Origin of the sequence: Serratia sp. PL17, from assembly GCF_017832355.1 — a bacterium.
Classification (GTDB): domain Bacteria; phylum Pseudomonadota; class Gammaproteobacteria; order Enterobacterales; family Enterobacteriaceae; genus Serratia.
The window spans coordinates 75,845-101,749 of record NZ_JAFIBY010000005.1; the positions used below are offsets into that span (position 1 = coordinate 75,845).

Below are 25,905 nucleotides of genomic sequence, written 5' to 3' on the forward strand. Positions count from 1 at the left end.
TGATCGAACGCGCAAAAAACCGGCACAGCCAGTACGAAACGCATAATTATGACACAAAAAAACCTGAATGAATATCCAGTACATGAATGCAAGCAAGTCGATCGAAAGGACAATTCTGGAATACAAGACGCAGTAATCAACACGGGTGTCGTTTCAGGCTGAGCGTGTTAAACTTACTCGTTTATACTGTGTAAAAATCAATCATCAGGAGAGTTCTCATGGCCAGCAGAGGCGTAAACAAAGTAATTCTGGTCGGGAATCTGGGCCAAGACCCGGAAGTCCGTTACATGCCGAATGGCGGTGCAGTGGCCAACATTACCCTGGCAACCTCCGAAAGCTGGCGTGACAAGGCAACTGGCGAGCAGAAAGAAAAGACCGAGTGGCACCGTGTTGTGTTGTTCGGCAAGCTGGCTGAAGTGGCGGGCGAATATCTGCGTAAAGGTTCCCAGGTGTACATCGAGGGCGCTCTGCAGACCCGTAAATGGACCGATCAGGCTGGCGTAGAAAAATACACCACCGAAGTTGTGGTTAACGTTGGTGGCACCATGCAGATGCTGGGCGGCCGTCAAGGCGGCGGTGCTCCAGCAGGCGGCGGCCAGGCTTCCGGTGGCCAGGGCGGTTGGGGCCAACCTCAGCAGCCACAGGGTGGCAACCAGTTCAGCGGTGGTCAGCAAGCTCGTCCAGCGCAGAACAATGCACCGGCTGCCAGCAGCAACGAACCACCAATGGACTTCGACGACGATATTCCTTTCTGATATCCGTTGCCTGAAGCCAATAAAAAAGCCCCGAAAGGGGCTTTTTGCTTTTCTGAGAAAGATTAAGCCGAGAAGCCGCCGTCAATGCTCAGGCTGGCGCCGGTGATATATCCCGCTTCAGGGCCGGCGAGGTAAGCGACGAAACTGGCGATCTCTTCATCTTTACCATAACGGCTGATCGCCATCATCGCTTTCAACTGCTCGGCGAAATCACCGTTGGCCGGGTTCATATCAGTATCTACAGGGCCGGGCTGAACGTTATTGACGGTGATACCGCGCGGGCCGAGATCGCGTGCCATACCTTTGGTCAGGCCGACCAGCGCAGATTTGCTCATGGCATAGACTGCGCCGCCGGCAAAAGGCATACGTTCAGCATTGGTGCTGCCAATATTGATGATGCGGCCGCCGTCATTCATATGGCGGGCGGCTTCCTGGCTGGCGACAAACACGCTGCGTACGTTAACTGCCAGAGTGCGATCAAGATCTTCCAGCGGCAGTTCTTCGGTGCTGCCCATCGCCAGCACGCCGGCGTTATTCACCAGAATATCCAGATTGCCGAAGCTATTTACGGCCTGGCGTACCGCTTGTTGCAGTGCGGCAGCGTCGGCGCTATCAGCCTTGATGGCCAGGGCTTTGCCTCCGGCGGAAATGATGTCATTGACCACCGCATCGGCTTTATCAGCAGAGGCTACGTAGGTTAATGCGACGGCGGCGCCTTCGCGCGCCAGACGTTTGGCAATGGCGGCACCAATGCCACGTGAACCGCCCTGAACGAATGCGACTTTGCCTTTCAAAGAGAGAGTTGCGGACATGATGTTTCTCCAAAGTGGGGATGAGGTTAAAGAATCTACCGGTTCAGTATCGGAGAAGCGCGGATCGGTAACTAGCCCAAAAGAGCTATAATCAGAGTAAACCATAGGTTTGAAATCAGCGGGAAAACCATGCTTGGTCATCTGGAATGTTTTGTCAGCAGTGCAGAGAGTGGCAGTTTTTCCGCTGCTGGCCGCAAGCTGGGTATCAGCTCTGCCGCGGTGGGGAAGAACGTTACCAAACTGGAAACGCTGGTGGGCGTGCGGCTGTTTCAGCGTAATACACGCAAATTGACCCTGACCGAAGAGGGTGAACGTTTTTTGCAGGACGTTCGCAGCGGTTTACTGTCGATCCAATGTGCATTGAAAGGGGTGAGCAGCAGTGGTGGGGTCGCCGTTGGGACGTTGAAGGTCAGTATGGGCACCGCCTTTGGTCTGCATTTTGTGCTGCCACTGTTGCCGGACTTTCTCGCCCGTTATCCGTCGATTGTTCCAGACTGGCATTTTGATAATCGTCAGGTGGACCTGATCGGTGAGCATTTCGATGTGGCAATGGGTGGAGGCATCGAGCTGCCACAGGGGATGATCGCCCGTGAACTGGCGCCCGCACACGGCGTCCTGGTCGCTTCTGCCGAGTATCTGCAGCGGCACCCGAGACTTCAGCAGCCAGAGCAGTTAGCGGAACATGCGGGTATTTTTATCCGTTCGCCGCAAACAGGGCGAATTCGCAACTTGCCGTTGCGAAATGCAGATAACGAGCAACGCGTACCGGCTATGGCAATAAAAATGACGGTGAATGAGCCAGAAGCGGCGGCCCGGGCGGCGGAAATGGGGCTGGGTATTGCACTCATCAGTATGCCAAATGCCTTGCCCTTTCTGGAAAGTGGCCGCTTGATGCGGGTGTTGCCAGGTTGGTATGTCGACCGCGGTAGCCTGTGCCTGTACTTCCCTACCACCAAGTTCTTGCCAACCAAAACCCGAGTGTTCGTCGATTACATTACCGAACAATTCCGACAGCAGAAGCTGGCCGCCCGTTTTGACGCCCGCTAGAAACGAGAAAAGCCCCTTTCGGGGCTTCTTTCTTCCGTCAGTTAACTGTCTGACGATCAGTTGAAAATCTCTGCGGTACCGTAAAGTTTGTTCTGGCCGCCGGCAGCAATGATGCGATAAGAGCTGGCACCTGACGCTGCAGCTTTGCTAGCCAATTCGCTTTCCAATGCACTCAGGTTAGAGGCACCGCTAACGGATACGACACCGATTTTCTGGGCGTCGGCAGCAGGTTGACTGGTCAGTTGGTCAGCGGCAACGCTAGCGAAAGAAGCGGTAGTCAGCAGTAGAGCAGTAGCAAAAATTTTGATGTTTTTCATGATTCATTCCTCAGGGTATTTTAGGGTTGAGAGGTTGTCGTCTCTCGATGTGTTAGATAATAGGCTGACGCGGCTGAATAGAAAATCGGAGAGTTTTGATAATCTCTATCAAATAAATTGACTTATTTCTGAGCGGCGCGACTTGCGCTGGCGTACCGGAAAAATCGCCACTACCCTTTGAGTAAGCAGGAACCTTAGAGGAGTAAATGGCATGTCAGTCAACGCGTTTATTGGCAGCTGGTCATTGGTGTCTTCTGTCTTCAAAGGGGAGGACGGCAGGGTCAATCACCCGCTGGGCGAGCAGGTGCTGGGTCGCATTAACTACGAGCCCAATGGCACCATGGCGGCGCAGCTATATAGCGCTACCCGGCCATGCTTTGTCGCCGACGATCTGGCGCAGGGCACTGACCAGGAAACCCACGCCGCCTTTATCAATATGATTTGTTATTTTGGTCGCTATCAGGTGGATGAGAGCGACCAGCGGGTAGTGCATCAGGTTGAAGGCAGCTCGTTCCCCAATTGGATCGGTAGCCGGCAGGAGCGCTTTTATCATTTCTCCGGCGATCGTCTCCAACTGCGTACGGTACCGCTGCAGCTTGGTAACGGCGTGCAGATCGGCGAATTGGTGTGGCAACGGATAGGAGCGTCCTCATGATCATTGTTCACCATCTGAACAACTCGCGTTCGCAGCGTATTCTGTGGTTTTTGGAAGAGTTGGACGTGCCCTATCAGGTACAGCGCTATGAACGTGATCCACAGACTATGTTGGCGCCGCCAGCCTTGAAGAAGATCCATCCGTTGGGCAAGTCGCCGGTGATTGTCGATGGCGATCTGACGCTGGCGGAATCCGGTGCCATTATTGAATACCTGCAGGAAGCCTACGATGCGCAGGGGCAGTTTATTCCCACCGATTACCATGCCCGTCAGCAGTACCGATACTGGCTGCATTATGCCGAAGGTTCGCTAATGCCATTACTGGTGATGAAATTGGTGTTCAGCCGCTTGGGTCAGCCACCCATACCCTGGCTGCTCAGGCCCATCGCGGGGGCGATTGGCAAAGGCGTGCAGCGTGAGTACCTGGACAAACAGATCGCGCCGCATTGCGACTATCTGGAACAACACCTGAGCAAAAATACCTGGTTTGTCGGTAATGAGTTCAGCGCGGCGGATATCCAGATGAGCTTCCCGCTGGAAGCGATGGCGGCGCGCGGCGCACTGGACGCTTGCCCGAAATTGCGTGGTTATCTGCAGCGTATTCATTCACGTCCAGCCTATCAGCGCGCTCTGGATCAGGGGGGACCTTATGACCTGCTGAGTTAAGACGATGGGCTATACTCGATGAGGTCACTCTTCATCGGAGGTAGCCCATGGCTACGCAAATTTTTGTTAACCTGCCGGTGGGCGATCTGCCCGCATCTGTTGCTTTTTTCACCCAGCTGGGCTTCGGCTTTAATCAACAGTTTACCGATGACACCGCCGCCTGCATGGTGGTCAGCGACAGCATTTATGTGATGCTGCTTACCCACGAAAAATTCAAAATGTTCACCCCGAATCCGGTTAGCGATGCCAGGAAGGCGACTGAGGTGCTGATATGTTTGTCGCAGCCTAATCGGGCAGCGGTAGACGATGTGGTGCGTAAGGCGATCGCCGCCGGCGGTAATACTTATAACCAACCGCAAGATTACGGCTTTATGTATGGGCATGGTTTCCAGGATCTTGACGGGCATATCTGGGAACTGATGTACATGGATGAAAATGCAGCGCGGGCGCAGTAGCTGCTTCGGCCCCCCGTTTTTGGGGGGCATTCCCATCGGATTTACCTATGGGACAAAAACCGTATTTTCGATAATGATAGTTCCCCAGGCTTTTTGCATGAATTGCCGCGATCTTTGGTTGATCAGAGAGTGTAGAAGGCTGGATAATCGTTTGCCTTGAATAAACCACCATAAATCACCCGTTTCACGCAATGGGAGTTAAACGTTTGCCTTATATGTGATGCCGGTTGGCAGCATGCGTAAAGGGCAAGGACGCGAACGTGACGGAAACGATACCGTAATAAACATGCGTGGGCGGAACAACAAGCCTTTTGAAACGGGCTGGCAATGAAACACAGGGGACAGCAACATGTCGAATTCTCAAGCGAACAACGCCGTTAAACCAAAAGGCGGGCTTGATGGTTATTTTAATATTTCTGCGCGTGGCAGCACCGTACGTCAGGAAGTGGTGGCGGGGTTAACCACCTTCCTGGCGATGGTTTATTCGGTGATCGTCGTACCGAGCATGCTCGGCAAGGCGGGTTTCCCGCCAACGGCGGTGTTTGTCGCGACCTGTTTGGTCGCCGGTCTTGGATCGTTACTGATGGGGCTGTGGGCGAATTTGCCAATGGCTATCGGTTGTGCGATTTCACTGACCGCGTTTACCGCCTTCAGCCTGGTGCTGGGGCAACACATCAGCATTCCAGTGGCGCTGGGCGCGGTATTCCTGATGGGCGTACTCTTTACCATTATCTCGGTAACCGGTATTCGTGCCTGGATCCTGCGTAATCTGCCGATGGGCGTGGCGCATGGTACCGGAATTGGCATTGGTCTGTTCCTGTTGTTGATCGCCGCGAACGGTGTGGGCCTGGTGGTGAAGAACCCGCTGGACGGTTTGCCTGTGGCGCTGGGCGCATTTACGTCCTTCCCGGTTGTGATGACCTTGCTCGGGCTGGCGGTGATTTTTGGCTTGGAAAAGCTGCGTGTGCCCGGTGGCATTCTGCTGGTGATCATTGTCATTTCGATCATTGGTCTGCTGTTTGACCCGGCGGTGAAATATCAGGGCTTGTTCGCGATGCCTAGCCTGACGGATGCTAACGGCAAATCATTGATCTTCAGTCTTGATATCATGGGGGCATTGCAGCCTGTGGTATTGCCAAGCGTGTTGGCATTGGTGATGACCGCGGTGTTTGATGCGACCGGGACCATTCGTGCGGTGGCTGGTCAGGCTAACCTGTTGGATAAAGACGGGCAAATCATCAACGGCGGCAAAGCATTGACGTCGGATTCCCTGAGCAGCATTTTTTCCGGTTTGGTAGGTGCAGCCCCGGCTGCAGTGTATATCGAGTCTGCTGCGGGTACTGCGGCGGGGGGCAAAACCGGCCTGACGGCGACCGTAGTCGGCCTGTTGTTCCTGCTGATCTTGTTCTTGTCGCCGTTGTCTTATCTGGTACCGATTTATGCTACCGCACCTGCGCTGATGTATGTCGGCCTGCTGATGTTGAGCAACGTGACCAAACTGGACTTCAACGACTTTGTTGATGCCATGTCAGGCCTTCTGTGTGCGGTATTTATCGTACTGACCTGTAACATCGTTACCGGCATCATGTTGGGCTTTAGCGCATTGGTCATCGGTCGTATTTTCTCGGGCGAATGGCGCCGACTGAATATTGGCACTGTTGTGATCGCGGTGGCCCTGGTGGCGTTCTATGCCGGTGGCTGGGCGATTTAATCGCATTGTCGTTTCCCCCGTCGATTCGGCGGGGGATGTTTTATCTCCGCTTCAGATAAGTCTCCTTCTGTCTGTGCTGCAATTTGAAAGGCACAACAAGCTTTAACCGCTGTAAAAAAAGTGATCTACTATCGGGGCATACTCAGAGATGCAGTCTGAACCCTAGAGTCTAAGGAAAGCATGGAAATCTTTTTTACAATCCTCATTTTAATTTTGGTGGTCTCCCTGTCAGGGGTGGTGACGCGCATGTTGCCGTTCCAGGTACCACTGCCGTTAATGCAAATCGGTATCGGGGCCCTGCTGGCCTGGCCGCATTTCGGGTTACACGTCGATTTCGACCCTGAATTGTTCCTGGTATTGTTTATTCCACCCTTGCTGTTTGCTGATGGTTGGAAAACCCCCACGCGAGAATTCCTGCACCACGGACGCGAAATCCTGGGCCTGGCGCTGGTGCTGGTGTTGATTACTGTGGTTGGTGTCGGTTACCTGATTTACGCCATGGTACCGGGTATCCCGCTGGTGGCGGCGTTTGCGCTGGCTGCCGTATTGTCACCCACCGATGCCGTGGCGCTGTCCGGTATTGTTGGTAAAGGGCGGATACCGAAGCCGATCATGGGCGTGCTGGAAGGCGAGGCGCTGATGAATGATGCGTCCGGCCTGGTGTCACTCAAATTTGCGATTGCAGTGGCGATGGGGACCATGGTGTTTACCGTCGGGGGCGCGACGCTCGAATTCCTCAAAGTGGCGATTGGCGGCCTATTGGCTGGGGTCGCCGTCACTTGGCTCTACAGTAAATCGTTGCGTGTGATGAGCCGCTGGAGTGGGGATGACCCGGCGACGCAAATCGTGTTCCTGCTGTTATTACCCTTCGCCTCGTATTTGATTGCCGAACACATCGGCGTTTCTGGCATCTTGGCCGCCGTTGCTGCGGGGATGACCATCAGCCAGTCTGGCGTGATCCGCAACGCCCCGCTGGCGATGCGCCTGCGGGCCAACAGCGTTTGGGCGATGCTGGAGTTTGTGTTTAACGGCATGGTCTTCATCATGTTGGGCCTGCAACTGCCGGGGATCCTGGAAACCTCTATCTTGCAGGCAGAGCTGGATCCGACCATTCAGACCTGGTACCTGTTTGCCGATGTGGCCATTATCTACGCCGCGTTGCTGGTGCTGCGTTTCACCTGGCTATGGTTGATGAAAAACGCCAGCCGCCGCTTTATGAAAAAACGGCCGTTGCAGTTTGGTGATTTCAGTACCCGTGAACTCTGGGTGGCATCCTTCGCCGGAGTGCGTGGGGCGATTACGTTAGCCGGTGTGCTGTCGATTCCCTTGCTGTTGAGTGATGGTACGGCCTTCCCGGCACGTTACCAGCTTGTGTTTATTGCCGCCGGGGTAATCTTGCTTTCGCTGATTGCTGGCGTCATGGCGCTACCGCTGTTATTGCGCGGGGTGCAGGTGGCAGACAAGAGCGTCAGCAAGAGTGAAGAACGGATGGCGATTGCTATGGCGGCTGAAGTGGCGATCGAAAGTATCAACAAAATGGAAGAACGGTTGGCCGTTGATACCGAAGAAAACATTGATCCTCAGGTGTTGAAAGAGATTAGCTCGCGCGTGGTGGGAACGCTGCGGCGGCGTATCACCACCAAAGACGATATCGAAAATGCGCTGATGCTGGAAAACCTCGAACGACGCTTCCGCCTGACGGCGCTGCGTGCGGAGCGGGGTGAGTTGTACCATCTGCGTGCCACGCAGAAAATCAGCAATGAGACGCTGCAAAAACTGCTGCACGATCTCGACCTGCTGGAAGCGCTGTTGATCGAGCGCGAAGGGTAATCGCCAACGGGCAGCGGAAGCGGCCCTTTTTACTTGGTGGGTGGCCAGTAGTCGCGGCAGCAGGCGATCCACGCCTGGGCGCTGTGCGACAGGTAACTGCCTTGACGCCAGATCAATCCGACCTTCCATTCCATACGCGGCTCCAGGGGCAACCAGATCAGGTTTTCCTTATCCAGCCACTGACAAACCGGCTCCGGTAAGGTGGCGATACCGACTCCGGCCTGAACCATTGAAGCCAAGAAATCCCACTGCCCGCTGCGCACGGCAATTTGTGGCTCAAAACCCGCCTGACGGAAAGCCTTCATCAACATTTTGTACAGTGAAAAGTCTTCGTTATAAATCAGGATCGGCCATTCGGCCAATTCGGTGATATTAATACTGGTGCGATTAAGCCAGTGTGGGGTGCGCGGTGTGACGACACACATCGGATGGTCGAGGAGCGGCAAGAACGTCAGCGGCTGTTCCGTATCAACCGGCAATATGGTCATTGCCAAATCCAGCTCGCCCGACATCACGGCTTGCTCAACCGATAACCCACCCAACTCGGAAATTTTCAGCTCAATGCCGGGATAGGTTTGGCGGAACTGGCGGATCAAATCGGCGATCTGCCGACCAACCATCGGCGGGATACCCAGTCTCAGCACGCCTTTTTTGACGGAACTGATGTCTTCCAGCTCCGCCTCCAACTGGCGAAATTCATCGAGGATTGCCAGCCCACGCTGGTATACCGCCTGGCCGCTGTCGGTCAGATGCAGTTTACGCCCCTCACGGATCAGCAACGTGCACTCCAGTTCCTCTTCCAGATTACGTAGCATTTTGCTGATGGTTGGTTGTGTGACGAACAGCTTTTCCGCTGCGCGGGTAAAGCTTTGCTGGCGCACGACTTCCACGAAGTAGCGCAGAGTGCGGACATCCACGTTGGGTTCTCCTCAGGGGCAATACCGGCGGGAAACTATTCCCTGATGGCATGATATTAATGATTTTAATTCATTTCAGGCCAGGTTTCCTGGCTGCGTATACTGTAAACCGTGAATTTTTGTTTGAGGTTGGTTTCCATGTTACTGGCATTACGCCATGCTGCCCCCAGCGTATTGAATCGACTACAGGTGCCGATCCAGGTTGCGTTGTATGCGGGGCTATTTCTGATCGCCGATCGGCTCGTGCAACAGTTTCATCTGCCGCTGCCTGCCAATATTGTCGGCATGTTGATGATGTTGGCGTTGATCCTGCTGCGCATTTTGCCGTTGAACTGGGTTAAGGCCGGTTCTCGCTGGTTGCTGGCTGAGATGCTGCTGTTCTTCGTACCGGCAGTGGTCGCCGTAGTCAACTATGCCCAATTATTGATGGTGGAAGGCTGGAAGATTTTTTTGGTGATTGCGATCAGCACCATGTTGACGCTGGGGGCGACCGGATTGGTGGTTGATCGTGTCTACCGTCTGGAGATTTGGTTACGTCGCCGGAAGCAGCGCGATGAATGATTTTATCCTCAGTGTTCTCTGTTTTTTGGCGACATTGGCATTGTATTTCGCCAATAAAAGGCTTTATCGCCGCCGCCGTACTCTGTTGTTGATGCCGCTGGTCCTGACGCCAATGATCCTGGTGCTGTTGCTGGTGGTGACCCATACCTCATATCAGGATTACATTGGCGAAACGCACTGGCTGCTGTGGTTATTAGGCCCCGCCACTATCGCCTTTGCGGTACCGGTGTACGAGAACGTGCATATTATCCGCCGTCACTGGTTGTCGCTCAGTGCTGGGGTACTGACGGCGGTGTTGGTTGCGGTTTACAGCTCGGTATGGCTGGCGCGTTTGTTGACGTTGCCGGAAGAGGTTCAGCGCAGTCTGGCTGTGCGTTCGATCACCACGCCATTTGCGCTGGAGGCTGCCAAGCAAATGGGGGGGCAACCGGATCTGGTAGCCCTGTTTGTTGTGATCACCGGGGTGTTTGGCATGGCGGTGGGCGACATCCTGTTTTTGCGGCTGGCGGTGCGCAGTCGCCTTGCGAAGGGGGCTGGGTTAGGAGCATCCTCGCACGGCGCCGGCACGGCAAAGGCGTATGAAATGGGGCAAGAAGAGGGGGTTGTATCCAGTCTGGTGATGATGTTAGCGGGGATTATTACGGTTATTGCCGCCCCCTTGATTGGACAATTGATGTGGTAAACCTGCGGCGCAAGATGCGCCGCAGGCTGTTGGTTAGGTTCAACGAATGTCGGTCGGTATAGCGGGAGAGCGTGTGGACTCACGTAACACGCGGCCGATTTCGTCATGGCTGAAAATAATGGAGTGATGGTTACAGGCCAGAGGCTGTATGTGCAAATGGTGACTAATCGAAGACAGTCCGTTGTCCGCAATCGCCAAAAGTTCCTGCCCATCTCCCTGGTCGGTCATACTCAAGTTCACGTCTTCCGTTGCCTTGAAAAGCGTGATGCGTGCGTGCTGTAAGGGGGCGCTGAGCGTCTCCTTATTCAGGGATAGCTCGGTCGGCTCCGCACGCAATGCTCTGGCGGCAGCGTCACCCTCAATGCCCAGCATGGCCAGCATAGCCGCCAGCAACCCTGGCTCGCTGCGGATCTGGAAGGCCGTTTGATAGAAGGTATCCAGCAAAAATACCTGGATGTCACGGAAGCCTCGGCTTTCAAGCTGCGCGGCCATTTCCAGAGCAATCAGCCCCCCAAGTGACCACCCTAATAGGCGCACGGGGCGGGTAGGTGACAGCTTCATATGGCCAAGGTAATGGGATGCCAATTCGTGCAATGAGGTGATATGCGGGTGGATAAACAAATTGTGATTGTTGATCCCCAAGACGTTGAAAGCCCCCTCGAGCGAGATCGCCAAATCATGGTAAATATCGCACCCGGTTACTGCAGGATGAACCATCCAGATATCGTCGGCGGCAATGGTCCGATTAAGGCGCATCACCTGTTTAAAGTTAAAATTGGTTTGATTTAGCCGCGCCAGCAACTGCTGCAGAGGCGCAGCAGAAATCGGGGCGGTGGCATCAGAGACTGTTTCTGCCGTCAATGCGCGAGCTTGCGCGCGCAACGTTGGGTGAGCAAACAGGGTTTTTATCACCACCGGATACCCACAGCGCTTCAGTTTGACCAAAAGTTGAATGGCATGCAGCGAATGGCCACCGAGTTCAAAGAAATCATCGTCCAAACCAATCTGCGTGACGCCGAGCAATTCCGACCACAATGCGGCAAGCTGTTGTTCTAATGCGGTTTGAGGGGCTTCATATTGCAACGAAACCTGTGTGAGCGGTGCGGGGGCCGGCAAGGCTTTGCGATCTAACTTACCGTTGGGTGACAGTGGCAGAGCCTTGAGCCTGACAAAGGTGGAAGGCACCATGTAATCGGGCAAGTGTTGCTGTAACTGAAGGCGCCATTGTGCTGAGTGCGAGCCCTCATCCGAAGCGACGACATAAGCCACCAGGCGTTTTCCTCCATGCCCATCTTCTCTCGCCAGTATTGCGGCGTCTTCAACGCCTTCGCATTGGCGTAGTTGCTGCTCTATTTCACCCAGTTCAATGCGCACCCCATGGATCTTGACCTGAAAGTCATTTCTGCCCAGGTATTCAATGTTGCCATCCGGCAACCAGCGGGCAAGGTCACCCGTCTTATACAGACGAGCCTGAGGATCAGCGCTGAAAGGATCGGCAATAAAACGTTCGGCGTTTAGCTCTGGCCGATTCAGGTAACCGCGTGCAACCTGAATACCCCCGATATGTAATTCGCCAGCAACCCCAGGTGGAAGGGGTTGTAACTGAGCATCCAGAATATGGAGTTGCGTGTTGGCGATCGGTTTGCCAATAGGCACCAATGCCCGTTCGTCATTGGGGTGGCATTGCCAGCTGGATACATCCACGGCGGCTTCCGTTGGTCCGTAGAGATTGTGCAATTCCGCCTGGGGTAACTGTTGCAGGCAGCGGTGCACGGTGGCAAGTGGCAATGCCTCGCCACTGCACATGATACGGCGCAAGGAATCACACTGCGCCATTTCGCCGTGACGCAGAAACAATTGCAGCATTGAGGGGACAAAATGCAGTGTGGTTACGCGGTGTTGTGCGATACAGCTACTGAGGTAGTCGGGGTCTTGATGGCCGCCAGGTTTGGCAATGGCTAACTGTGCGCCGACCATGAGCGGCCAGAAGAACTCCCAGACGGAGACGTCAAAACTGAACGGTGTTTTTTGCAATACCACATCGTCGTGCGTCAGCGGATAAGCGTGCTGCATCCAGAGCAGGCGGTTGATAACTCCGCGGTGTTCATTCATGACGCCCTTGGGTTTCCCGGTCGAACCTGAGGTATAGATCACATACGCCAGGCTGCGCTGTGGCTCAGACCCTTGCGGTGCAAGATTGTCCTTGGGTTCTTGTTGCCACAGATGGCTATCATGTTGCAGGTGCAGCCGTGGAATAGCGACATCGCAGATGGGATTCAATGCCTGTTCGCCCGCCGGGTCGATCAGGATGTATTTTGCACCGCAATCCTGCAGCATATGACGCAAACGGTCTTGCGGATAATCGGGATCAATAGGGACATAAGCTGCGCCAGACTTCAAAATGGCATACAGCGCTGTCACCATTTCAGGGCTGCGATTGACGCAAACGGCGATGCGGTCATCAGGCTGCGTCCCTTGCTGGCGTAGAAAACTGGCCAACTGGTTTGCCTGCTGGTTCAACTGCAAATAGCTTATCTGCTGCCGCTCATAGCTCAGCGCAGGCGCGTTTGGTGTACGTAATACCTGTTGTTCTAGTAATTGATGAATGCCCTGCGGCGTGGCCCAGGATTGCTGCGTATTATTCCATTCGTGAAAAATATGCTGCTGTTCAGCAGGCAGTAACAGCGGCAGTTGCCCCAAGGGCAGATTAGCATCGCCGTCTAACAAGGTATCGAGTATTTGGACGACGCGATTGGCAATGCGCTCACCGTCTTCATGACTAAACCAAGCCTGATTGAGATTAAACTCCAGTACAGGATCATCGCCTGGGTGGTAGTGACGTAGGTAGATGCCCAATGGCAATTGTTCATAGCCATGATGCATGTTCTCAACTTTAAACTGACTCCCCTCCAGCTCAATGTCTGTCGGGAAGACTTCCAACGAAAAGCTGATGTCAAATAGCTGGCGTCTTCCCTGTTGGTGCAAATTCAGTTGGCGGTTAAGTTCGGCGATAGGAAACCGCTGATGGCGGTAGCATTTACGCAGCTCGCTGCCAATATGCTGTAACAGATGGGAAAAGGGCTCTTGCACGTCCACGTTGATATTAAGCGGGATCATGGAGGAGAACATGCCCAGCGTCTGTTTATGATCGCTGGTGCTGCGGTTATGCACCGGCACACCGATGGTGACATTATCCACCTGCCAAATGCGCGCGAACCAACTGGCAAGCAGAGCCACCATGAAGTGCATTGCCGAGCCACCGTGATGAGCGGCATAGCGCTCCAACTGCAAGAAGCGTTCTCGCGGTAAACGCTTGATGATTTGGCTGCTGGGATAGGTTTGTTGCTCGGTGTAATTGGGGCGACGTTCCAATACGGATGGCGGGGCTGCTGCAAAGCGTTCGAGCCACCAATCCCGATCGCGCTGATAGCGTGATGACTGAAGGTAGGCAAGATCGCTAACCACGAAATCGCTGTAGCGTGAGTGGCTTATTTCACTCTTCTGCCCCAGTTTTAGCTGCTTATACCGATCCATAATCATTCGGCTTAATAACGAGATCGACGTGCCATCCGCAATCAGGTGATGAGACGCCAATAACCATAGCGTTGTTGAATCATCTATTTTGGTCAAATGACAACGCCATAGCAGGTCTTCATAGAGTTGATAAGGTTGGATAAATATTTCTCGCAGATGGTTCTGGGCCTGACTGGCTGCATCTTCCTGGTGCGAAAAATCGTTGTAGTGAAGTTCAATGGATTTTTGACTGAGTGGGCGTTGAATGACGCCTTGTGGTGTTTCCTTCAGCGCGGTTTGTAACGCGTCATGCTGCTGTTGAATATACTGGATAGCTTCTTTAAACAGTGGGAAAGAAATCTCTTTATCCACGCGCCAGAGGCACCCTACATTATACAGTGGAATATCAGGGTTTAAGGTCTGATCTAACCATACGGCCTGTTGTACCGTCGTGAGAGAATAAGCGGACACGGAACCACCTCCAAAATACAGGAAAGAATCGACTTAAATAGATGCGTAGTCGGTAAGTACTCGAACATTATAAGAGGTGATATTAAATCCGCCCAATTTTACATTAAACATTTTTAATTGTCTGAATAAATAATTCAGTATGCACATATAAATCATTTAATTGTTTACATATTTCTTATTACGTTATTAATAATTAGTCACGTTATTAATGGGAATTAAAAATTGTTTTTTAACTGGATAATGCCGATTTGAAATGATGGCTAGCTTGCGTGATTTTGTTTAATTGGTTGTTTTTAATGGTTTTATTTTCACTTAAACATTGGCGGTGGGGGAGGTTTATTCTGCAATGTATCGATGGCTGATGTCGATTTTATCTCGAGTTTTTCGGCAGTGAAAAGTGAACGTGCGTACCAGGTTACCTATTTGAACACTGCCAGGATGTCGTCGATAGATCTTCCAATCACTTTAAGCATCAGAGTTGCTAATGATATATTATTTGGTAATAAATAAGAGTTTTATCCACTTATTTAATTATTGATGAGTTTTTCATATCTGTGCATTTAACGGGGGCATAAAAATGACAATTAAATTAAATTGGAATGAACAATATGTTTTTATAATAAGTCAATTTACTGCTGGTCTGAGAAAGTGCCATTATTAATGGGGCCATGATGGTATGGCCCCTGATATCTCAATCTTTGTTGATTAAACGTTGGCTGCGGTTTTGATCAATGCCACGACCAGCGGGGACAGTTCGTTGCGTAATGCGGCCCGTTCGGACTGGAACAAAGTGGCAGCGTAAAAGCGGTGCCCTGGTAGCTCCACCGATCGCACATCACCTTCGCTGTCGTGGCCGCTGATAATGAGGGGGTGTTGCTGTAAATCGGCGACAAACTCGGGATTAACACCAAAATTGCAGTGATAGCCTTCGTGCGTTTCAAGCTTGCCGTAAGTGCGGGCAGCCAGCGTACCCGGTTGGAAAATAATAGTGCCGCTCTTTTCGACCAACGAACAGCTCAGAGGCGCGATGACCAATCGACCGCCACTGTCAGTTTCTGCATGGCCAGCATCGTGCCAACCCATGACGTTACGGGCGTATTCCACAATGGCATACTGGAATCCGCCACAGGAGCCCAGGAAGGGGATGTTTTGCTCACGCGCATAGCGGATTGCCATGAAGGCGCCGTCATCATGATTATATGGGCTACCAGGCACTACCCAGATTGCATCAAAATCTTGCAGCACTGAGGTATCGGTAATGGTCTCTGTAGGTAGCCAGCGGGATTGAATATCGACGTCAAGGTGTGCAGCAGTGAGTTGAAGAGCAATCGGGATGGCTTGGTGAGAGACAGCCTGAGGCAGGTAATCACCGACCAGAGCAATGCGAACTTGAGCTTTCATCATTTCCTTTTCCTGTGCGGGTAAAAAAGGAGATTACAGTAAAGCTGAGTGCCAATCTTCAGGTTTTCAAACGCTGCGCACAAAAAAGCCCGGCGTTTGCCGGGCTTGGCGAATCGAGTGTTGGCTCAGTAGAGCGACGGGGCACCGGCTGGACGGGTTTTGAAGCGGCGGTGCAGCCACATATACTGTTCTGGTGCGCGCATGATCTCTTGCTCCACCACTTTATTCATGTATGCCGCTGCGGCGATCTCATCGCCAATAGGGTAATTCTCCAGTGCCGGTTGGATCAATAAATCATAACCCCGGCCTTTCTCTCGGCGAATCAAGACGACCGGCACCAGCGCGGGTTTGGCCATGCGTGCCAGCATAAAGGTACCGCTGGTGGTGGCGGCTTGATCGACAGCAAACAGCGGAGCGAACACGCTGCCACGTGGGCCGTAATCTTGGTCCGGAGCGAACCACACGGCTTCGCCGCGTTTGAGAGCCTGAACCATGCCGCGCAGATCTTTGCGATCGAGCATGGCTTTATTGGAACGCATGCGGCCTTTGGTTTGCGCCCACTCCATCGCTTTATTGTTGTGTGGGCGGTACATTGCCATCATTGGCTGGCAGAGCCCCATGGCACGGCCGCCCAGCTCCAGTGACATAAAGTGCACGCCAATGACGAGAACGCCACGCTGATTCTGCTGTGCGATTTTCAGGTGATTAATACCGGAAACGTTGAACCAGCGTTTGACGCGTTTATCTGACCAGAACCAAGCCATGCCCGTTTCCAGCAGGCCCATACCGAGGGATTCGAAGTTGCCGACCACTTTGCGCTCGCGTTGCGCTTCTTCCATGTCTGGGAAACACAGTTCCAGGTTACGGCGGGTAATGGAAACCCGACGTTTAAGGAACCGCATCGAGGTGCGCCCCATCCACACACCCAGTTTGTGCAGCAGTGGGTAGGGGAGTTGAACCAGCAGGAACAGGCAAGCCAAACCGAACCAGGTAAACCAGTAGCGCGGGTGCAGCAAGGCCAATTTGAATTTTTGCGGACGCTTCATATAAACTCATTTATGCATTAAGGGGGCAGCAACCTGTAACGCATAAGGATCCACTCACTTGCGATACAACCACTCAGACACCCAGACATCACTATCGTTTAGCCAGATTCCATAATTGACTAAATCTTTACACTCGAAGGGCGGTTCGCGCTGCTATCAGGCTTCGGAAGGATGGCTGTAGGCCAGCGAAGGCGGCTCTAGGAATGTGTATTCTATCACAGAATACGAGCTCTAAAGGTAGAGTGGCATACGAATATTCTCATTCGTATTGACAGACGATTGATATAACGCCGAATAAGAAAAAGGCGCCGCCTCTTGCGAGGTTGCGCCTTTTCAACATGCTAACTGACTAGTATCAGTTCATGCCGTATTTTTTCAATTTCTTACGCAGCGTACCACGGTTGATGCCCATCATCAGGGCGGCACGGGTCTGGTTGCCACGGGTGTATTGCATCACCATGTCCAACAGTGGCTGTTCAACTTCAGCCAATACCAGCTCATACAGGTCGTTAACGTCTTGACCATTCAGTTGAGCAAAATAGTTCTTCAGTGCTTGTTTAACCGAGTCACGCAGAGGCTTTTGAGTCACTTGATCCTGTGAGTTCACGGTAGAAACGGTCAGTACGTCAGAATTTACGCGTTGTTCGAACATAGTTCTGTCAGCTCTTTTTTGTTACGCAAGATTTTCGAAATATGCCTCCAACGCCTCCAGCTGTTCGCTGGCATCCTCTATGGCGTTGAATGTGCGCCGAAACTGGTCATTCGGGGCGTGCTCCTGGAGATACCAGGATACGTGCTTACGAGCAATTCGGAATCCCTTGCCTTGGCCATAAAAGCCGTGCAATTCCCGAATATGCCCTATCAACAAACGCTTAACCTCGCCAAGCGGCAGAGGGGGCAGCAGTTCCCCAGTGTCCAGATAATGCTGGATTTCCCGGAAGATCCAGGGTCTCCCCTGAGCAGCGCGGCCTATCATCAGGGCATCAGCCCCAGTGTAGTCGAGCACTGCTCTGGCTTTATGCGGGTCAGTAATGTCTCCATTCGCGATAATTGGAATGGAAACACTCTGCTTAACTGCCCGAATGCTGTCGTACTCCGCGTTGCCGTTGAACAGGCAGGCACGGGTTCGGCCATGAATAGTCAGGGCTTGTATACCACAATCTTCGGCCAGTTGGGCAATCTCTACACAGTTACGGTGTTCTGGCGCCCAGCCGGTGCGAATCTTAAGCGTAACCGGCACATCCACAGCATTAACCACTGCGTGGAGGATCTGTTTAACCAGATCCGGGTACTGCAGCAATGCAGACCCTGCAAGCTTCCGGTTCACTTTTTTGGCCGGGCATCCCATATTGATGTCGATGATCTGCGCACCGCTGGCCACGTTAATACGTGCAGCGGCAGCCATATCATCTGGGTCGCATCCGGCAATCTGCACGGAACGGATCCCGGGTTCATCGCTATGTACCATACGCAGACGCGACTTATCCGTCCGCCACACCTCCGGATTGGAGGAGAGCATTTCGGATACAGCCATCCCAGCACCCATTGCATGACATAGGGTTCTAAATGGGCGATCTGTAATGCCGGCCATCGGGGCCGCAATCAGGCAATTTGTAAGCTGGTGGTGTCCAATGCGCATAGACAAAGAGTAACCATACTGTGTCCGCAAGGGCGCGTATATTACGCATTTTTGCGTTGAGATGAAAGGCCAAACTTTGACCAATTGGCCGTTATTCGGCAATCAAAATGCGCTTTGTCAGGATTCATAAAAATATTATATATATTTAACAATGAGTTGACGAAAAGTGCTTAATTTGTATGCGGTAAAATATTCCCCATACAACAGAATTTTATCTGTAATGAGTCTCGATTCAGCCAGAGATAGGCCGCAATATACGGCATCTATCAGGCGATTCCGTTGAGAATTGACCTAATTATGCTGAGATTGCTGGGTGGACATTCTGGCGAAGAGTCTGTCGTTTCAGGTGACACTTCCGTGGTGACACTGGCGCATAAGGACATCGCCATTGCGTGATAAGACAGAATAAAAAAACCACCGTAACGCTCTAAGTTACCGGTGGTTTTTTATCAGAGTACTCTTTCTGATTACTTACGCTGGCCCGTGATACGACACCATTCTTCACGTTCCGCGACCGGATCGAGAGTGAATTTGTCTTCATAGGCTTGCGCCACGCTGCTTGCCTGCGTGGCCAATACGCCTGACAGCCCCAGATAGCCGCCCGACTTTGGCAGGCAACCGATCAGCGGCGCCAACTCGCGTAATGGGCCAGCCAGGATGTTTGCGACGACCACGTCAGCCAGCAAGTCTGCAGGTTGGTCTTTTGGCAGATACAGCTCCAGACGCTCTGAAACGCCGTTACGCTGTGCGTTATCACGACTGGCCTGAATGGCTTGGGGATCGATATCGATGCCGATAGCGCGTGCTGCACCGAGCTTCAGGGCAGCAATCGCCAGGATGCCTGAACCACAGCCGAAGTCGATGATGGTTTTACCGGCCAGATCGAGGCCGTCCAGCCATTGCAGACACAGCGCGGTGGTTGGGTGGGTGCCGGTACCGAACGCCAGACCTGGGTCCAGCATCACGTTGACCGCGTTAGGATCGGGCACATCACGCCAGCTTGGGCAAATCCACAGACGCTCGCCGAAGCGCATTGGGTGGAAGTTATCCATCCACTCACGTTCCCAGTCCTTGTCTTCGAGTTGTTCGATCTTGTGGCGGAAGCCGGCACCCAGCAATGGATGCTGTTCCAGCATTGCCACCACGTCGGTCATGTCGGTTTCAGCATCGTACAGCCCGATCACATCGGTATCGCCCCACAGCAAGGTCTCGCCTGGCAGCGGTTCGAACACCGGGTTGTCGTGGGTGTCCTGAAAGGTCACCGATACCGCACCGCTTTCAACCAGTGCATCGCTCAGGTCTTCTGCCTGGCTGCCGGTAGTATTCAGTTTGAGTTGGATCCAAGGCATAACAATTCTCTTTAAGAGGGTAATGATGACGCCACTCGGCGTTTTTCGCCGACGACGTTACCGATATAAAACGCCAGCAAGCCCAGCAGCAGTGAAGGCACGATAGGATGGAGCCCCGCCAACTGCAGCTTGAAGCTGGCCAATAGCGTATAGCATACCGCACCTGTCACCATTGAGCTAAGGGCGCCCTGCGCGTTAGCGCGTTCCCAGTACAGGCCCAATACCAGCGGCCACAGGAAGACGGCCTCCAGGCCGCCAAACGCCAGCAGATTCAGCCAGATGATCATTTCCGGTGGCCGCCAGGCCGCCAGCAGCACCAGCAGGCCAAGCACCAGCGTGGTCAGGCTGGAGAAGCGCTTGATCAAACGCTCGTTCTGCATTTGCTGAGGACGCACGCCAAGATAGAGATCTTTAATAATAGTGGCGGAAGATTGCAGCAGTTGAGCGTTAATGGTCGACATGATTGCCGCCATCGGCGCGGCCAGGAAGATACCGGCAGCATACGGCGGCAACACGGTGATCATCAGCGTAGGGATTACCTGATCCGGGATTTTCAGATCCGGCAGCACTGCACGGCCCAGCGCACCGGCCAGGTGCATGCCGAACATCAGCACCGCCACCACCATGGTACCGAGGATGATGCCGCGGTGTACCGCTTTGCTGTCTTTATACGAAATGCAGCGCACCGCAGTATGCGGCAGGCCAATCACACCAAAGCACACCAGGATCCAGAACGAGGCCATAAACGGCAGGCTAAGGATCTGTTCACCGCCTTGCGGTGACACCAGTGCAGGATCAATTTGTTGCAGTTTATCTACGGCGCTGTGCAGGCCACCCGCGGCGTGGATCACCGCAACCAGCAACAGCACGGTGCCGATCAACATCACCAATCCTTGCATGGCGTCGTTTAGCACGCTGGCGCGGAAACCGCCGAAGGCGGTGTATAGCGCGATGCTGAGGCCAAAGATCAGCAGGCCGGTGTCGTAAGGGATACCGGCAGCGGTTTCCAGCAAACGTGCGCCGCCGATAAACTGCACCGTCATGGCACCCAGGAACGCCACCAAGAGGCTCAGGCTGGCCAGCCAGACCAGCAGTCGGCTTTGGTAACGGCCGTATAGCATGTCGTTGAGGGTGATTGCGTTGTAGCGCCGCGCCAGAATGGCAAACTTCTTGCCAAGCACACCGAGTGATAACCATACGGCCGGCAGTTGGATCATCGCCAGTAGCACCCAGCCCAATCCATATTTATAGGCAGCACCAGGGCCACCGATAAACGAACTGGCGCTGATATAGGTCGCCGTCAGCGTCATGGCCAGCACAAAGCCACCCATTGAGCGGCTGCCAAGGAAGTACTCACTGAGGAAATTGCCCGTTTGGCGTCGGCTGTAGGCATAAACTGACAGCCCGAACACCAGCGCCAGATAGGCGACCAGCGGCAGAATGACTTCAGTTTGCATCACCGTCCTCCAGCGAGATATCGCGGAATAGGCCGCGGACCATCAGCCAGCACAGGCCGATAAACAACAACGGCACCAGCAGGCAGGCCATTTCGAACCAGTGTGGCAGGCCGGTAATACCGGATTCGCTGTCCGGCAGATAGGCGGCCAGCGACCAGGCCAACAGATAAAGCAGCGTCAGGCCGAGGGCCCAGCGCGCCTCGCGGTGAGCTTGAATAAAGCGAGTTTCCACCAGTGTCTCCCATAGGTTTACGGTGATGGATTTATCAAAGGTAGGGAATTCTACGGCAAGGCCGGATTTTGCCAAGCCGTTACCTCGCCCGGAGTAAAAAAGAAAAAGGCCGGCAATTAACCGGCCTTCTGTCAGGCGATGCGAATAGCCTGCCTTAGGTTTCCTGCAGACCCAGCTTCTTCTCCAGATAGTGGATGTTAGTGCCACCGTGCTGGAAGTTTTCGTCGCTCATGATCTTTTGCTGCAGCTCAACGTTGGTTTTGATGCCATCGATGATCAGCTCAGCCAGGGCGTTCTTCATGCGGGCAATCGCCACGTCACGGTTTTCACCGAACGTGATCAGTTTGCCGATCATGGAATCATAGTACGGCGGTACGGTATAACCGGCGTAAATATGAGATTCCCAACGCACGCCGAAACCACCTGGTGCATGGAAACGGGTGATCTTGCCTGGGCTTGGCAGGAAGGTGTTCGGGTCTTCGGCGTTGATACGGCATTCCACCGCGTGGCCGTGAACCTTCACTTCGTCCTGTTTGATCGACAGTGGCTGACCGGCAGCGATACGCAGCTGCTCTTTGATCAGATCCACACCGGTGATCATTTCAGTAACCGGGTGTTCAACCTGAATACGGGTGTTCATTTCGATGAAATAGAACTCGCCGTTTTCATACAGGAACTCGAAAGTACCCGCGCCGCGGTAACCGATTTCCACACAGGCCTTTGAACAACGCTCGCCGATATAACGACGCATTTCGCTGGTGATGCCCGGTGCCGGAGCCTCTTCAACCACTTTCTGGTGGCGACGCTGCATGGAGCAGTCGCGCTCGGCCAGATAGATGGCATTACCCTGACCGTCTGCCAAAATCTGAATTTCGATATGGCGTGGGTTTTCCAGGTATTTTTCCATGTAAACCATGTCGTTATTGAAAGCCGCTTTGGCTTCCGCTTTGGTCATGGTGATGGATTGCTCGAGGTCTTTGTCGCTGCGCACAACGCGCATGCCGCGGCCGCCGCCGCCGCCGGATGCCTTGATGATGACCGGATAGCCGATGCGCTTAGCGAAGGCACGGTTTTTGTCCATGTCGTCGGTCAGCGGACCATCGGAGCCAGGCACACAAGGTACACCGGCTTTCTTCATGGCGTTGATAGCAGAAACCTTGTCGCCCATCAGGCGGATAGTTTCGGCTTTCGGGCCAATGAAGATAAAGCCAGAACGCTCGATTTGCTCGGCGAAGTCGGCGTTTTCAGACAAGAAGCCATACCCTGGGTGGATCGCCACTGCGCCGGTGATTTCTGCCGCAGAGATGATAGCCGGGATATTCAGATAGCTTTTAACTGATGGCGCAGGACCGATACATACAGTCTCGTCAGCCAGCAGTACGTGTTTCAGATCGCGATCGGCTGTGGAGTGTACGGCAACAGTTTTGATGCCCAACTCTTTACAAGCACGCAGGATACGAAGTGCGATCTCGCCACGGTTGGCGATAACAATTTTATCAAGCATGTTCGCCTCGTTATTCGATGACGACCAGTGGCTCGTCAAATTCTACCGGTTGGCCGTTCTCTACCAGAATAGCTTTCACTACGCCGGATTTGTCCGCTTCGATCTGGTTCATCATTTTCATCGCTTCAACGATGCACAGCGTGTCGCCGGCGTTCACTTTCTGGCCGACTTCGATGAAGGCTTTCGCATCCGGGCTTGGCGTGCGGTAGAAAGTACCCACCATTGGGGAACGGACGACGTGGCCACTCATGGCCGCTGGTGCTGCAGGCGTTTCGGCTGGTGCGCTGGCAACGGCAGTAGCCAGTGCTGGCTGCGGCTGTGCCGGCATTGCGTATGCCTGTGGCATCATTGGGTAAGCCTGCGCCGGTGCGGCGCGGCTGATGCGAACTGACTCTTCGCCTTCAGAGATTTCCAGTTCAGAAATGCCTGATTCTTCAACCAGTTCGATCAGTTTCTTGATTTTACGAATATCCATGAGTGTGATTCCGTACTCTTTTTGCGTAGCAATTAGTGGGTTTTCGACAGACGTTTAACCGCTGCCTGTAAAGCAAATGTGTAGCCATCCGCGCCGAGGCCGCAAATCACACCCACCGCAATATCGGAGAGGTAAGAGTGATGGCGGAAAGGTTCTCGGGCGTGCACGTTGGACAAGTGGATCTCGATAAACGGGATCTGCACCGCCAGCAATGCATCACGCAGCGCCACGCTGGTATGCGTGAACGCGGCAGGGTTAATCAGAATAAAATCTGTGTTGCCGCGCGCTTCATGTATGCGGTCGATCAGCGCATGTTCGGCGTTAGACTGCAGATGGCTCAGGGTAATATCCAGTGTGGATGCCTGGTTTTCCAATCCGTTAACAATCTCTGTTAACGTCGTGCTGCCGTACTTCTCCGGCTCACGCGTCCCCAGCAGATTCAGATTGGGGCCGTTCAGAAGCAAAATGTGAAACTTATCCGCCATTGTGCTGGTATCTCCGGCAATAAAACCATCATCGTAGAAAATAACCCGACGTCACCGATTTGTCACCTGTTAAGGGGAAAATTCACCCTGAGAACAGGAACAAGGTCGGGCATTATAACGATATCGTAGCAATTCGCAGCTAAATACTGGTCTTATCAGCGAAGATATTCAACCCTAAATCAGCAAACTGACGGTGGCGTTATCGCATTATGAGGGGTAGAACACAGAAAAGTTCCGCCTGTTAACGCCACCAATTGCGGAATTTCTTGTATCGCAGTGCCAGTAATAACACCGCCAGCAGGGCGTAAATAAAGGGCTGTGGCGAGAAGGTTTTTACCGACCACAGGTAGTGAATCGGAGCCAGGATCGCGACCAGATACACCAAATTATGCAATGTCTGCCATTTGGCGCCCAGTTTGCGCATAGCCCACAGCGTTGAGGTCGCGGCCAGCGCCAGTAGGATCAACCAACTGATAATGCCGAGTGTCAAATACGGACGGGTGACAAGTTCGCGCCCCAGCAGGCCGATATTGCTTAACCCCAGTTCAAGCGTCGAATAGCTTATCAGATGCAGTGTGCCCCAGGCAAAACACCACAGCCCGACCAAACGACGGCAGCGTATCAGCAAGGGTTGGCGAGCGTAGCGTGCCAACGGAGCGATCGCCAAGGTTGCCAGCAGCAATTTTAGCGTCATTCTGCCGGTAAAATGCTGAATATCTTTGGCAGGATCGGCGCTGAACCAACCTTGGTCTACCGACAGCACCAGCCAGAGGAAAGGCAGAAATGCCGCCAGATAAATGCCGACCTTGATCCATGTGATGTGAGTTGGGGTCAAACGCACTTAGAAATTCTCCCGCAGGTCGAGACCGCGATACAACGATGCGACCTGTTCGGCATAGCCATTAAACAGGAGCGTCGGCTGGCGTTTAACGTCCAAAATACCGCCGGAGCCGATAAATCGCTCGGTGGCCTGAGACCAGCGCGGGTGATCGACGTGCGGATTCACATTGGCGTAGAAACCGTATTCATTTGGCGCAGACTCATTCCAGGTCGTCGGCGGTTGATCGCGTACCAGACGGATGTGCACAATCGACTTAATACCTTTAAAACCGTATTTCCATGGGGTAATAAGCCGCAGTGGCGCACCGTTTTGCGGCGGGAGTGTCTTGCCGTACACACCAACAGTCAGCAATGCCAGTGGATTCATCGCCTCATCAAGACGCAAGCCTTCTACATAGGGATACTTCAGGCCACCGCCGATAAACCGGTCTTTCTGGCCCGGCATCTGCTCCGGGTCGTACAGCGTTTGGAAGGCGACATAACGTGCATTGCTGTTTGGCTCCGCGAGCGTGATCAGTTTCCCCAACTCAAAGCCAATCCAGGGCACGACCATCGACCAGGCTTCCACGCAGCGCATACGGTAGATACGCTGTTCCAATGGAAAACGCTTCATTAAATCGTCGATGTCGAGCGTGATGGGCTTAGCCACTTCGCCGTCGATGCGCACTTTCCAGCCTTCGGTCTTCAGTCCGCCTGCGTTGGCGGCCGGATCGGCCTTATCGAGACCGAACTCGTAGAAATTGTTGTAGCCGGAAACTTTGTCTTCCGGCGTCAGTGCCAGCTGGGATTGCCAGGCCGCAGGCTTGGTGAACGTCAGCGGTTTGCCCGGTGGTGCCTTGGGCCGATCGTGGCCTTTGAACCATGACAGCAAATCAGCCCGTGCAGGGGTGGGCAACGCCAGTGAAGCGGCGGTGATGCCTAATGCCTGCAACACTTTGCGGCGCTGATGAAACACGCTCTCGGGTGTGACATCGGCCTCGGTCAATTTTCGTTGTTTACTCATGATATTTTCTCCGCGTCTTAGGATATAAGCATGGCGTGAAAGCAGGCCATATGCGAGAAGCGGAGGGAAAATATGAAATTTCG

Annotated in this window: 25 protein-coding genes; 9 read left to right on the forward strand and 16 right to left on the reverse strand. The window is 53.4% G+C overall.

All coding sequences use genetic code 11. The annotated features are described in order from the left end of the window. Positions 1 to 218 precede the first annotated feature (218 nt). On the forward strand, positions 219 to 755 hold the full coding sequence (ssb1, locus tag JOE25_RS16675; protein WP_020837150.1) for a single-stranded DNA-binding protein SSB1: 537 nt from the start codon (positions 219 to 221) through the stop codon (positions 753 to 755). A gap of 62 nt (positions 756 to 817) precedes the next feature. On the opposite strand, the gene JOE25_RS16680 is transcribed toward ssb1, so the two are convergent. Then, on the reverse strand, positions 818 to 1,567 hold the full coding sequence (locus JOE25_RS16680) for a 3-oxoacyl-ACP reductase family protein (RefSeq protein ID WP_209637035.1): 750 nt from the start codon (positions 1,565 to 1,567) through the stop codon (positions 818 to 820). 129 nt (positions 1,568 to 1,696) lie between these two features. On the opposite strand from JOE25_RS16680, the gene JOE25_RS16685 reads away from it, so the two are divergent. After that, positions 1,697 to 2,614, forward strand: coding sequence for a LysR family transcriptional regulator (locus JOE25_RS16685; RefSeq protein ID WP_209637037.1), 918 nt, complete (start codon positions 1,697 to 1,699; stop codon positions 2,612 to 2,614). 56 nt (positions 2,615 to 2,670) lie between these two features. Here the strand turns inward: JOE25_RS16685 and JOE25_RS16690 are convergent, their stop codons facing one another. Then, positions 2,671 to 2,931, reverse strand: a complete 261-nt coding sequence (locus JOE25_RS16690) for a YdgH/BhsA/McbA-like domain containing protein (protein WP_209637039.1) — start codon at positions 2,929 to 2,931, stop codon at positions 2,671 to 2,673. Between the two features lie 211 nt (positions 2,932 to 3,142). Between JOE25_RS16690 and JOE25_RS16695 the strand changes: the two genes are divergently transcribed. The 5 genes from JOE25_RS16695 to JOE25_RS16715 all read left to right on the forward strand — a co-directional run bounded on the left by JOE25_RS16695 (position 3,143) and on the right by JOE25_RS16715 (position 8,247). Beyond that, the gene (locus tag JOE25_RS16695; protein ID WP_209637041.1) at positions 3,143 to 3,586 is read left to right on the forward strand and encodes a lipocalin-like domain-containing protein; all 444 of its coding nucleotides are present in this window, start codon (positions 3,143 to 3,145) and stop codon (positions 3,584 to 3,586) included. Continuing rightward, positions 3,583 to 4,251, forward strand: a complete 669-nt coding sequence (locus JOE25_RS16700) for a glutathione S-transferase (RefSeq protein ID WP_209637043.1) — start codon at positions 3,583 to 3,585, stop codon at positions 4,249 to 4,251. Before JOE25_RS16695 ends, JOE25_RS16700 begins: the two co-directional genes overlap by 4 nt. A gap of 47 nt (positions 4,252 to 4,298) precedes the next feature. After that, positions 4,299 to 4,706, forward strand: coding sequence for a VOC family protein (locus JOE25_RS16705; RefSeq protein ID WP_209637045.1), 408 nt, complete (start codon positions 4,299 to 4,301; stop codon positions 4,704 to 4,706). Between the two features lie 349 nt (positions 4,707 to 5,055). Further along, complete coding sequence (locus JOE25_RS16710) at positions 5,056 to 6,417, forward strand: NCS2 family permease (RefSeq protein ID WP_209637047.1); 1,362 nt, start codon at positions 5,056 to 5,058, stop codon at positions 6,415 to 6,417. A gap of 180 nt (positions 6,418 to 6,597) precedes the next feature. Next, complete coding sequence (locus JOE25_RS16715) at positions 6,598 to 8,247, forward strand: Na+/H+ antiporter (RefSeq protein ID WP_209637049.1); 1,650 nt, start codon at positions 6,598 to 6,600, stop codon at positions 8,245 to 8,247. A 29-nt stretch (positions 8,248 to 8,276) separates the two neighbouring features. Here JOE25_RS16715 and JOE25_RS16720 read toward each other — a convergent pair whose 3' ends face one another. Beyond that, on the reverse strand, positions 8,277 to 9,164 hold the full coding sequence (locus tag JOE25_RS16720; protein ID WP_209637051.1) for a LysR family transcriptional regulator: 888 nt from the start codon (positions 9,162 to 9,164) through the stop codon (positions 8,277 to 8,279). A gap of 138 nt (positions 9,165 to 9,302) precedes the next feature. Between JOE25_RS16720 and JOE25_RS16725 the strand changes: the two genes are divergently transcribed. Next, positions 9,303 to 9,725, forward strand: a complete 423-nt coding sequence (locus JOE25_RS16725) for a CidA/LrgA family protein (protein ID WP_209637053.1) — start codon at positions 9,303 to 9,305, stop codon at positions 9,723 to 9,725. Then, a complete protein-coding gene (locus JOE25_RS16730; RefSeq protein WP_209637056.1) occupies positions 9,718 to 10,407 on the forward strand; it encodes an LrgB family protein in 690 nt (229 codons plus the stop codon). Before JOE25_RS16725 ends, JOE25_RS16730 begins: the two co-directional genes overlap by 8 nt. A 39-nt stretch (positions 10,408 to 10,446) precedes the next feature. On the opposite strand, the gene JOE25_RS16735 is transcribed toward JOE25_RS16730, so the two are convergent. The 13 genes from JOE25_RS16735 to msrP all read right to left on the reverse strand — a co-directional run bounded on the left by JOE25_RS16735 (position 10,447) and on the right by msrP (position 25,822). Continuing rightward, the gene (locus tag JOE25_RS16735; protein ID WP_209637058.1) at positions 10,447 to 14,391 is read right to left on the reverse strand and encodes a non-ribosomal peptide synthetase; all 3,945 of its coding nucleotides are present in this window, start codon (positions 14,389 to 14,391) and stop codon (positions 10,447 to 10,449) included. Between the two features lie 705 nt (positions 14,392 to 15,096). Then, on the reverse strand, positions 15,097 to 15,792 hold the full coding sequence (locus JOE25_RS16740) for a CTP synthase (protein WP_209637621.1): 696 nt from the start codon (positions 15,790 to 15,792) through the stop codon (positions 15,097 to 15,099). A 125-nt stretch (positions 15,793 to 15,917) separates the two neighbouring features. Then, positions 15,918 to 16,838: a kdo(2)-lipid IV(A) palmitoleoyltransferase gene (gene lpxP / locus JOE25_RS16745; protein ID WP_209637060.1), complete on the reverse strand. Its 921-nt coding sequence runs from the start codon at positions 16,836 to 16,838 to the stop codon at positions 15,918 to 15,920. A gap of 355 nt (positions 16,839 to 17,193) precedes the next feature. Beyond that, a complete protein-coding gene (gene fis / locus JOE25_RS16750) occupies positions 17,194 to 17,490 on the reverse strand; it encodes a DNA-binding transcriptional regulator Fis (RefSeq protein ID WP_000462905.1) in 297 nt (98 codons plus the stop codon). A 21-nt stretch (positions 17,491 to 17,511) separates the two neighbouring features. Beyond that, positions 17,512 to 18,477, reverse strand: a complete 966-nt coding sequence (gene dusB, locus JOE25_RS16755) for a tRNA dihydrouridine synthase DusB (RefSeq protein ID WP_037416196.1) — start codon at positions 18,475 to 18,477, stop codon at positions 17,512 to 17,514. 467 nt (positions 18,478 to 18,944) lie between these two features. After that, entirely contained in the window at positions 18,945 to 19,826 is an 882-nt protein-coding gene (gene prmA, locus JOE25_RS16760; RefSeq protein WP_209637062.1) for a 50S ribosomal protein L11 methyltransferase, read from the reverse strand. 11 nt (positions 19,827 to 19,837) lie between these two features. Further along, positions 19,838 to 21,283 (reverse strand): sodium/pantothenate symporter, encoded by a 1,446-nt coding sequence (panF, locus tag JOE25_RS16765; protein WP_209637064.1) that lies wholly within the window; start codon positions 21,281 to 21,283, stop codon positions 19,838 to 19,840. Beyond that, positions 21,273 to 21,515: a YhdT family protein gene (locus JOE25_RS16770; protein WP_209637623.1), complete on the reverse strand. Its 243-nt coding sequence runs from the start codon at positions 21,513 to 21,515 to the stop codon at positions 21,273 to 21,275. Before JOE25_RS16770 ends, panF begins: the two co-directional genes overlap by 11 nt. A 154-nt stretch (positions 21,516 to 21,669) precedes the next feature. Continuing rightward, positions 21,670 to 23,019 carry an acetyl-CoA carboxylase biotin carboxylase subunit gene (accC, locus tag JOE25_RS16775; protein WP_037416206.1) on the reverse strand — a complete coding sequence of 450 codons (1,350 nt, stop codon included), beginning with the start codon at positions 23,017 to 23,019 and terminating at the stop codon, positions 21,670 to 21,672. Positions 23,020 to 23,029: 10 nt separating this feature from the next. Next, positions 23,030 to 23,494, reverse strand: a complete 465-nt coding sequence (accB, locus tag JOE25_RS16780; RefSeq protein WP_020832085.1) for an acetyl-CoA carboxylase biotin carboxyl carrier protein — start codon at positions 23,492 to 23,494, stop codon at positions 23,030 to 23,032. Between the two features lie 32 nt (positions 23,495 to 23,526). Beyond that, complete coding sequence (aroQ, locus tag JOE25_RS16785; RefSeq protein ID WP_209637066.1) at positions 23,527 to 23,979, reverse strand: type II 3-dehydroquinate dehydratase; 453 nt, start codon at positions 23,977 to 23,979, stop codon at positions 23,527 to 23,529. Between the two features lie 241 nt (positions 23,980 to 24,220). Next, positions 24,221 to 24,820: a protein-methionine-sulfoxide reductase heme-binding subunit MsrQ gene (msrQ, locus tag JOE25_RS16790; RefSeq protein ID WP_209637068.1), complete on the reverse strand. Its 600-nt coding sequence runs from the start codon at positions 24,818 to 24,820 to the stop codon at positions 24,221 to 24,223. Then, entirely contained in the window at positions 24,821 to 25,822 is a 1,002-nt protein-coding gene (gene msrP, locus JOE25_RS16795) for a protein-methionine-sulfoxide reductase catalytic subunit MsrP (protein WP_209637070.1), read from the reverse strand. Positions 25,823 to 25,905: the final 83 nt, after the last annotated feature.